Source organism: Mesorhizobium silamurunense, assembly GCF_014843825.1.
GTDB lineage: Bacteria > Pseudomonadota > Alphaproteobacteria > Rhizobiales > Rhizobiaceae > Mesorhizobium > Mesorhizobium silamurunense.
In genome coordinates this window covers 1-9,261 of sequence record NZ_JHQR01000394.1, presented here as the reverse complement: position 1 = coordinate 9,261, position 9,261 = coordinate 1, and the positions used below count along the sequence as shown (strand labels likewise).

At 60.7% G+C, this 9,261-nt stretch carries 7 protein-coding genes and 1 pseudogene; 3 read left to right on the top strand and 5 right to left on the bottom strand.

The window, feature by feature from the left end:
- Positions 1–38 precede the first annotated feature (38 nt).
- A pseudogene (locus tag DH10_RS34560) lies at positions 39–215 on the bottom strand (ATP-binding cassette domain-containing protein); the annotation flags it as partial.
- Between the two features lie 230 nt (positions 216–445).
- Here DH10_RS34560 and DH10_RS34555 point away from each other — a divergent pair.
- A complete protein-coding gene (locus DH10_RS34555; protein WP_192244183.1) occupies positions 446–2,209 on the top strand; it encodes a type I secretion system permease/ATPase in 1,764 nt (587 codons plus the stop codon).
- Positions 2,196–3,533, top strand: coding sequence for an HlyD family type I secretion periplasmic adaptor subunit (locus DH10_RS34550; protein WP_192244185.1), 1,338 nt, complete (start codon positions 2,196–2,198; stop codon positions 3,531–3,533). Before DH10_RS34555 ends, DH10_RS34550 begins: the two co-directional genes overlap by 14 nt.
- A gap of 193 nt (positions 3,534–3,726) precedes the next feature.
- On the opposite strand, the gene DH10_RS34545 is transcribed toward DH10_RS34550, so the two are convergent.
- The 3 genes from DH10_RS34545 to DH10_RS37455 form a co-directional block, all read right to left on the bottom strand.
- Complete coding sequence (locus DH10_RS34545; RefSeq protein ID WP_192244187.1) at positions 3,727–5,094, bottom strand: calcium-binding protein; 1,368 nt, start codon at positions 5,092–5,094, stop codon at positions 3,727–3,729.
- Between the two features lie 811 nt (positions 5,095–5,905).
- The gene (locus tag DH10_RS37460; RefSeq protein WP_246505850.1) at positions 5,906–6,214 is read right to left on the bottom strand and encodes an anthrone oxygenase family protein; all 309 of its coding nucleotides are present in this window, start codon (positions 6,212–6,214) and stop codon (positions 5,906–5,908) included.
- Entirely contained in the window at positions 6,214–6,405 is a 192-nt protein-coding gene (locus DH10_RS37455; protein ID WP_246505851.1) for a hypothetical protein, read from the bottom strand. The genes DH10_RS37460 and DH10_RS37455 overlap by 1 nt, the downstream gene beginning before the upstream one ends.
- 291 nt (positions 6,406–6,696) lie before the next feature.
- Here DH10_RS37455 and DH10_RS34535 point away from each other — a divergent pair, with 291 nt between their 5' ends.
- Positions 6,697–8,409, top strand: coding sequence for an HAD family hydrolase (locus DH10_RS34535; RefSeq protein ID WP_192385870.1), 1,713 nt, complete (start codon positions 6,697–6,699; stop codon positions 8,407–8,409).
- Between the two features lie 27 nt (positions 8,410–8,436).
- On the opposite strand, the gene DH10_RS34530 is transcribed toward DH10_RS34535, so the two are convergent.
- The coding region (locus DH10_RS34530; protein WP_192385869.1) for an AAA family ATPase at positions 8,437–9,261 on the bottom strand (825 nt) is incomplete at its 5' end.

Below are 9,261 nucleotides of genomic sequence, written 5' to 3'. Positions count from 1 at the left end.
AAGCTGGATAGAAACTGGGGGCAACGTCAAGGCGATCGGACCATGCCGAGGCCGAGCGCCGAGGCATCTTTGGGGCTAGCGATCGTCACCTCGCGTCCGTCGACCAGCGTGTCGCCCGACGTTGGATGGTAAAAACCCATCATGCATTTGACCAGTGTCGACTTGCCGGGGCCGTTTTCGCCGAGCAAGGCATGGAATGAGCCTGGCCGGCACCTTGCCTACGGCACCGGTCTTGAAATCGGATGTGGGCGTGCGCCGCAAAGCTAACGATGCGAAAGTGCATTCGAGACCGCGCTGGAGCACGACGCCCTGCCGGTGGTCCCTGCCATCGCTTCACGAACAAGCTGTGGCTCCACTCGGATGGATGAAGCGATAGCGCGGCTGCCTGGCATGATATATAAAGATTGTCTAAAATGATCGCTTAGCCAAAGAGACGATTTCGGGGATGCCCAGTTATACGAATGGAAGGGTGCTATCGAAGAGCGTGGTCGAAATGGGCCTGTTCTCCGCGGTGATGAACACCCTGGTGCTAGTTCTGCCTCTCTACATGCTGCAGGTATATGATCGGGTTTTGCCCGCCGCCAATTTGGACACTCTCACCTACCTAACATTGCTTGCGCTTTCGTCGCTCTTGCTCTTCGGCGTGCTCGAAGTCGTGCGGGGTGTATATGCAAGCCGGCTCGCGGCGCGACTGGATGTCTCTTTGGGCACATCGTCTTTTCTCGCTGCAATGAGTGGCCCCCGCGCTGGCCTCGGCGATGTCCAGGCCTTGCGCGACTTGGCCACCCTGCGAGGTTTCATCGCCTCGAGAACCATCTTCTTTCTCTTCGACCTTCCTTTCGGGCCAATCTTTGTGGGCCTGCTCTATTTCATCCATCCGTTGCTCTTCCTTGTGACGGTCGTCGGGGCGGTTCTCATGGTCGCCATCGCCATGCTGAACCAGGTCGCGAGCTCGCGACCTGGCAAGGAGGCGGCGGAGAGTCTCAACGCCTCAATGAATTCGGCGCAGGCCTTCGCCCGAAACTTCGAAACCGTTCGCGCACTTGGCATGGTGTCCAACGCGATAGAGTTCTGGGGGACCCGTTTTTCCGGCTCTCTGCACGCCTCGGATGGGCTCGCTCGCATCAATTCATTTTATGGCGGTGTATCGCGCACCACTCGTTCGACACTGCAGATCGCGATATTGGGGGTCGGCGCTTATCTGGTTCTGCACAACGAGATGACCGCCGGTATGATATTTGCATCCTCGATGATTTCGGCGCGCGCTCTGCAACCTCTTGATCAGATCATTGGGAGTTGGCGGCAGATCATCGAGGCCAATCTTGCATGGAAGAGGCTTTCGGCTCTCCGATCCGGACCCGACAACCAGGAAAGCGTAGCATTGCCGGCTCCTGAAGGAGCGTTAAGCGTGGATCAAATAGTCTATCATCTTCCGGGCGCGGCCGACGGGTCGCTGCCGCTGATAAAGCGCTTGACCTTTGAGGTCGCCGCCGGCGAAACAGTCGCGATTGTGGGGCCGAGCCAGGCTGGAAAATCGACTCTGGCGCGCCTCATCGTCGGTGCGATCGAGCCCCGCTCGGGGGCGATCCGGATCGACGGCGGCGACATTCGAAACTGGGATCCGGAAGAACTCGGCCGCCATATTGGTTACCTGCCGCAAGATGTGGAACTCTTCCCGGGAACCATTGCCCAAAATATCGCGCGTTTCGAACCGGATGCGCCCGGCGAGAAATTGGTCCAAGCAGCCCAGCGGGCCCAAGTGCATGAGCTCATCCTGGGTCAGAGGGATGGCTACTCGACGCTGATCGGCCCAACCGGCGTTCGCCTTTCGGGTGGCGAGCGTCAGCGCATCGGGCTTGCTCGCGCCTTTTACGGCGATCCCAAGGTGCTGGTTCTGGACGAGCCCAATGCAAACCTCGATTCCAACGGCGAGGCCGCGCTCGAGCGGGCGATTATCGGGGCGCGTTCACGAAAAACGACCGTGCTTGTCATAACCCATCGGCCCTCTCTCGCTTCCAAATGCGATCGCATATTGATGCTGCGCAATGGCCAGGTCGAGATCTACGGTTTGACCAAGGGCGTGCTCGATAGACTTGCCGAGCGACGGGGCCAAGCGGGACGGCCCGCAGCCTCTCAGTCGCGCGAAGGAGTGGTGCCTTTCCCGTCATCTGCTCGCGGGGAGATAAAAGTCGCTAATGACGGTTCCTAGCCAAACCATCGGCGCCAGGACGTATCGCTGGCAGCGCAACGTCGATACACGCACAGATCGGATCACGCTGGCGGGCTATGCAAGCGTGTCCGTTTTCTTGCTTGGCTTCGGATTCTGGGGCGCAATGGCGCCGATTGGCGGAGCAACGATCGCGCCAGGAGTGGTTGCAGCAGCTGGACAGAATGTCATGATCCAGCATCTCGAAGGTGGCGTGGTCAGCAGCATCAAGGCCCGAGAGGGTGACAGAGTCATACGAGGCCAGACCCTAATCGTGCTCGATCCAACGGTGGCGCAGTCCCAGCTCAACCGAGTCCTCAAACAGTGGGTCGCACAAAAAGCCGAGATCGCGCGGCTCGAGGCAGAAAGGGACGGCATGGAAAAAATCGTCCTGCCCCGCGATTTAGGCGCCTACTCAGGCGCGTCCGAATTCAGTGGCGTCTTTGCTGAGCAAACCAAGGAGTTCCAGGCTCGGCTAGCCCGCTATGCTGCGGATCAGGAGATTCTGAGGGAACGGGTAGCAGCCCTTCAGGAAGCCGTTGCTGGCTTGAGGGCGCAGAAGGATGCTGCGGAAAATCAGCTCGCGATCGTCAATGCCGAGACGGAACGCAAAAAGCACTTGCTGGAAAAGGGACTGACAAATCGTTCTGAATACACCGATCTTCTGCGCAGCACCGCCGAGTTGGTAGGTCAGGCGGGATCGCTGGAGGCGCAAATCGCCAGCTCGGCGACCCAGATCGTGGAAGCGCGTCAACAGATTGAAAGACTTACAACCAGCCGGGTCGAAGATGCCGTCACGGAACTGAACAAAGCCCGGGTGGAGGTGGCCGACCTTGAGGAACAAATCAACGCCGCTCGATCGGTCCTGGTGCGAACAACCATTCGTGCCCCGGTGGACGGGATCATTGTCCGCTCGCTCTACAATTCCGAAGGCAGCGTCATCCGTGCTGGCGAGGTTGCAATGGAGCTTCTGCCGACGAATGAACTTATCATCGAGGCAAAGATCAAGCCTGAAGACATCGATTCTATCCGAGTCGGCCAAGGCGCGAACATGATGCTGACAGCCCTCAACGCACGGACAACACCAAAAGTGCCGGGAAAGGTGTTCTACATTTCGGCGGACCGGCTGATCACACCCGGCACTGGACAGCCCTATTACACCGTGCGGCTTAAGATGGCTGATAAGCTGCCACCGCAGGTCAAACCCGAACAGATCTACCCAGGCATGCCGGTCGAAACCTTCATTTCAACCGGCGAGCGAACGTTTTTGAGCTATCTGACCAAGCCGCTGGTGGATTCGTTCCAGCGCGCCTTTCGGGAAAGATAGGCCCAATCCTGCCTCCTGCGGCCTTCAACCGACCCGAAGTGGAACTCGTCCGCCGGATTATACGCAACCGGGGTTCGGCCAGTGCCGGCAGCATCGGCGCTCCGCCGCCATTTTGACCGGTGATCGTCGGACCCGGAGACCGGCGGGTGAACTGCCCGCCCTTCGCCATGCCATGGTCCGATCGCATGAGCGATCAAACGACGAACACGTCGTGATAGGTCAGGGCCGCCCCGGGCTCTAGGTGGGCGATTTCCACCTGCGGGGTCGATTTCGAGCCGTCGGGATCATAGTACAGAACGCCCGTGGTCCGGTTGTAGAGCAGGTGATCGTTGGTGTGTTCGGCGTGTTCTCGCAACTCGAAATACCCCGAGTTCACCTGCGTCGGGCTGGACAAGGAACCGGAGCCGAGCGTCGTGAAGACGGCATTGTCGAGATAGAGCGCGTCATGTTCTGCATTGAAGTCGGTGAGTGTGTCGACATTGCCGGGGCCATAGGCCGTGTCAAACACGAAGGTGTCCTCGCCCGTGCCACCGGTCAGCACGTCGTTGCCACCCAGGCCCCGCAGTGTGTCGTTGCCAGCCAGGGCATCAAAGGTATCGGCCGCGCTAGTGCCGACAAAAGTATCGTTCCCGGTCGTTCCGTGGGTCGGGTCGGTCGGTGGGATCGGGTCGGTCGGTGGGATCGGAGGTGACGGTATCGGGTCGGTCCCGTCATGGGCTGCATGCCAGGCCGCCTTGGCGTTGGCCCAGTAATCGCGGGCCGCCTGGCCTTGAAGGACCGTCCAGCCGGCGGGCGGCATTGGATAATCCGACGGAAGCGGCGTGTCAGAGAGGTTGAGATAGTAATTGCCGTGCGACTCGACCGTCTTGTCCCAGGCATGCTGCAGCCGCGCCTGGCCGTTGTGGTGAACGTCGGTGATCGCCACCACGCAGTCGATAAAGTGCAGGCTGGGCGTGATATCGTTAGCGCCTGTGCCATCGGCGAGTTTGAATGGCGAACCGTGGGTGATCACGCCTTTGCGAAGGTACTCGCCCATGCCCAGAAGCATGCCATCCATGGTGACCGTGTTGTGAGACCCATCCACGTCACCGTCGCCAAGGCTCACTCCGGAAAACACGTGGTCGAACAGGGAATCCTGGATGGTGCCGCCGATGACGTCGTCGTCCTCGACCGCGTCGTCTCGTGAGTTGGCGACATAGGAATCTTCGATGAGGAAGGTGCCGGTGCCGCCGACACGGATGCCATCCCAGGGCTGGGTGATCGTAAAGTCGTCGATGGCAAAGCTGTGGGCTGAATTTATACGGACTGCGGCGGAGTTGACGTAAATGTTCTCCCAGTCGCCGGTTTGGGAGACCGTGCCATTGATCGTGCCGCCCAAAGCCAAGAGGTTGTCGCCGGGGTTGACGACCGCGAAGGGATAGAGGTTGGTGGGGCTTCCCTGATTGGCGACGATCCACGAGGCGTGGGTGGCATCGATAAGGGTGTCGGCGGGCAGACCGGATGCTTTATATTGGCGGTAGCCATAGTCGCCGCTCAAGACAATGGTGTTCGTATAGGCCATGCTTGGCCACCTTTCACACCCCCGTCCTTTTTGCCCAAACGCCTGAAGCCCAAATGGCTTGCACCTAACAGAGCCCCGTTAGCGGTATGGTGCAAATCACAAAATGTAAAAAAAATCTCAAAATTTAAAAATATGTCCCTCGCAGAAAATGCTGTGGCGCAGCGATTTCAGCGCGGCTTCTGTTCAGTGGTCTCAACGCGGCTACCCCCCGAAAACCCAACGGCCTCGCAGGAGCAGCGCATGAGCGGAGACGGCGCGCAGAAGTTCCGTCGTTGCAAAACTATCATCGAAATCCGGACGATTGGCGAGACCATCAAATTCGTCCGTGAGTTATGGGGCAACGGATATCCGATGCATATTGCGTTTCAATATCGGCCCGACCTCCTATATGCTGAGCGCAAAAGCAGGGGAGAAAGGGTGTGTCCCGAGAGCGTGACGTGCTTATGTGGCGCGAAGCCGGGAAACTTGCGTTATCTGGCGACTATGAAGGATGGCTTGCCATTGAATGGGAGCTTCGTAGCAGAGGATTCTCACGCGCCAGGCTGCTGTTTGATAACGACCGGGTCCGCGAAAAATTGGATGATATCTGTAAGAGGGCACGGGAGCAACGCGCCGACGCCAACCGGACCTAAAGGCCAGAAGCGCCCCGCCGACGTCATCGCCCACATGAAGGCCGAGCACCGGAGGGCCGCAACTACCTCGCCGGCCGGCAGAGCGACGCCGTCAACGCCCTGAGGGCCAGCCTCGACCGCATGATCGGCCACCTCGCTTGAAGCTTCCTGTGGTTTGATCGGAAAGTCCCAGTTGGTCATCAGGCGCCTTGGATGGCGATTGCCGTGGTCAGCAGGATCAGGCTCAGCATCGCCAGCGCCGCGCGGACAACGTGGGAGAGTTCCCACCGGTTGCGAAGCGCTGTCCACTCGTCCATTGGCGGGAGCGTGGTTCCATCGCTGCCCTCGGTTGCGAAAAAGCGCTTCGCCGGCGCGTTCAATTCCACCTCTTGCAGCCAGTGTTTGTTGATCGGCTGGGTCATGAGCCAGAAGACAAGCTGCATGGCCAGGAGCGCAACCAAGGCGCCGGCGATCAGCCAGAATTGGACAGCGCCGCTCGACGTCAGCATCAGCGCAACGTCGCAACGATCCCGCCGATGCCGCCTCCGATCGTGAAGCCCGGATCGTAGATTTGTTGGACGACAAAATACTCTTGCCTGCCGAGCCGCAATTTGCCCGGCAACTCCAGCGCATGGGCGAGCGCCATGGCTATCGCGCTCGCCACTAGGATGACGGTGAGGATCTCCAGGAAAACGTACATCGGAAGGGCACTCCGGGCTGACTGCTTCCGCGACATCGGCTTCGACGATTTCTAGCGACGCTTGAGATCGAACGTGGGCGCCCCGACCGGGTTCCATCGGGCAGGGACAGTAAAGCGACGGTCGAGAGAGCATCGGCGGCCCAATCTGGCCGCAGGGCAATGGCAAACGGCTAGCATCAGGATAAGAGCGGCGAAGAAGAACAGGTGATCCAACCGGCCTAAACCTTTTCCGCCGACAGGCGTTGTTCGTTCCAGACGGACCGAGCGACCGCCAGCGGAGAGGATCACCCGATGTATTTCATGGCATTGGCCACCGACTATGACGGCACGCTGGCGCATAACGGCCTGGTTGCCGCAAGCACGCTCTCGGCGCTGGAGACGCTGAAGAGGTCCGGCCGTAAGCTCATCCTGGTCACCGGCCGCGAATTGCCCGATCTCAAGGAGGTCTTTCCGGAGATCGGTCTGTTCGACAAGGTGGTCGCGGAAAACGGCGCGCTGATCTACACGCCGGCGAGCGAGGAAGAGCGCACTATCTCACCGTCCCCTTCCGCCGATCTCGTCGACAGACTGAAGAAGCGCGGCGTGAAGCCGCTGTCGGTCGGCCGCTCGATCGTCGCCACCTGGGAGCCGCACCAGGCCACAGCACTCGACGTCATCAAGAAGCTGGGGCTGGAGCTGGAAATCATCTTCAACAAGGGCGCCGTGATGATCCTGCCTTCGGGCATCAACAAGGCGACGGGACTGGCGGCGGCGCTTGCCGATCTCAGGCTGTCGCCGAACAATGTGGTGGCCGTCGGCGATGCCGAAAACGACCACGCCTTCCTGAGGGCCGCGGGCTTGAGCGTAGCCGTCGCCAATGCCTTGCCGTCGGTGAAGGAGACAGCCGACCTCGTCACGAAAGGCGCGCGCGGCAAGGGCGTCGAGGACCTGATCCGCAAGCTGATCAAGCTCGACCACCTGATCCTGCGCAAGCGCTCGCGCGGTGTCCTGTTGGGAACCGCCCACGGCAAGAAGGTCTATCTGTCGCCGGTCGAGACGGTTCTGATCGCCGGAAGCTCCGGCATCGGCAAATCCACATTGGCCACGGCGCTGACCGAGCGGCTTGTAGAAAAAGGTCTGCAATTCTGCATCTTCGATCCGGAAGGCGACTATGACGGACTGCAGGGCGCGGTGCCCCTCGGCGATGCGTCGAGCGCGCCGAGCAAGGACCAGTTGCTGGAGCTGGTCGACAAACCGGACACCAATATCGTTGTCAACGGACTGGCACTGAAGGTCGACGAGCGGCCCGATTTCTTCGCCGAATTGCTGCCCGGCCTCGGCAAAGTCCGTTACCGCACGGCAAGGCCGAATTGGCTGATCATCGACGAGGCGCATCATCTGTTACCCAAAAAGCGTGAGGACACGCGCGCAGTGCTTTCGCTGGAGCTGCCGGGCACGGTGCTGATCACCGTGCATCCGGAAGCGATCTCGACGGGTGTCTTGCGCCTGGTGACAGCAGTGATCGCGCTCGGCCCAAAGGCGAAGGGCGTCATCAAGACCTTCTGCAAGGAGGCCGGACTGGAGGCGCCCAAGAACATCCCCACGCCAAAGGGCGAGCGTGTGCTGCTTTGGCGGCCGCATGACGACAAGAAGCCGTTCACGGTCAAAGCGATCGAGCCAAACCAATCGCTGAAACGTCACAGCCGCAAATATGCCGAAGGCGAGCTCGACGAGGCGGGAAGCTTCTATTTCACCGGGCCGAAGAAGGCGATGAATCTTCGAGCCCACAATCTGATCATCTTCGCCCGGATGGCCGAAGGCATCGACGACAAGACCTGGGAATATCACCTGCGCGCCGGCGACTACTCCAAATGGTTCCGTCACCAGATCCGAGACAAGGACCTTGCGCGCGAGACGGCCGAGGCCGAGAAGAACAAGCGTCTATTGCCGGAGGAGAGCCGCAAGCTCGTGCTGGAGGCCGTTCGCCGCCGCTACACGGCACCAGCCACGGCTCCAGAGAAGTAGCTTAATCCAACGGAACGCTGAGCTGCTTCAGCTCGCCTCGCGCATCGCCTCGGCCGCCTGCAGGTCGACGGAGACCAGCTGGCTGACGCCCTGCTCGGCCATGGTGACGCCGAACAGCCGGTCCATGCGCGCCATGGTGATCGGGTTGTGGGTGATGATGACGAAGCGCGTCTCGGTGGTCTTCGACATCTCGTCCATCAGGTTGCAGAAGCGCTCGACATTGTGGTCGTCGAGCGGCGCATCGACCTCGTCGAGCACGCAGATCGGCGCCGGATTGGTGAGGAAGACGGCAAAGATCAGCGACATCGCCGTCAGCGCCTGCTCGCCGCCGGAAAGCAGCGTCATGGTCTGCGGCTTCTTGCCAGGTGGGCGGGCGAGGATTTCGAGCCCCGCCTCCAGCGGATCCTCCGACTCGATCAGTTGCAATTCGGCCGTGCCGCCACCGAAGAGATGCGAGAACAGCCGCTGGAAGTGGCCGTTGACCACCTCGAAGGCCGACAGCAGCCGCTCGCGCCCCTCGCGGTTGAGGCTCTGGATCGCCTGCCGCAGCTTGCGGATCGCCTCGATGATGTCCTCGCGCTCGGAAACGATGGTTTCCAGCCTGTCGGACAGCTCCTTCTGCTCTTCCTCTGCGCGCAAATTGACGGCGCCGAGGCGCTCGCGCTCGATCTTCAGCCGGTCGAGCTGGCGCTCGACCTCGGCCATGTCGGGCATCGGATCGTCGGCTTCGAGGCCGGTGTGCTTGATGACGAGATGCGGCGGCGTGTTCAGCGCTTCCTGGATGCGCGCCTCGACCTCGGCGCGCCGCTCGTCGGCCGCGGTCAGCCGCTCCTCGGCGCGGACGCGGGTCTC

Excerpts from the sequence above, each read along its gene's own strand:
- DH10_RS34555 (WP_192244183.1), top strand. The coding sequence starts at position 446 with ATGCCCAGTTATACGAATGGAAGGGTGCTATCGAAGAGCGTGGTCGAA.
- DH10_RS34550 (WP_192244185.1), top strand. The coding sequence starts at position 2,196 with ATGACGGTTCCTAGCCAAACCATCGGCGCCAGGACGTATCGCTGGCAG.
- DH10_RS34545 (WP_192244187.1), bottom strand. The coding sequence starts at position 5,094 with ATGGCCTATACGAACACCATTGTCTTGAGCGGCGACTATGGCTACCGC.
- DH10_RS37460 (WP_246505850.1), bottom strand. The coding sequence starts at position 6,214 with ATGCTGACGTCGAGCGGCGCTGTCCAATTCTGGCTGATCGCCGGCGCC.
- DH10_RS37455 (WP_246505851.1), bottom strand. The coding sequence starts at position 6,405 with ATGTACGTTTTCCTGGAGATCCTCACCGTCATCCTAGTGGCGAGCGCG.
- DH10_RS34535 (WP_192385870.1), top strand. The coding sequence starts at position 6,697 with ATGTATTTCATGGCATTGGCCACCGACTATGACGGCACGCTGGCGCAT.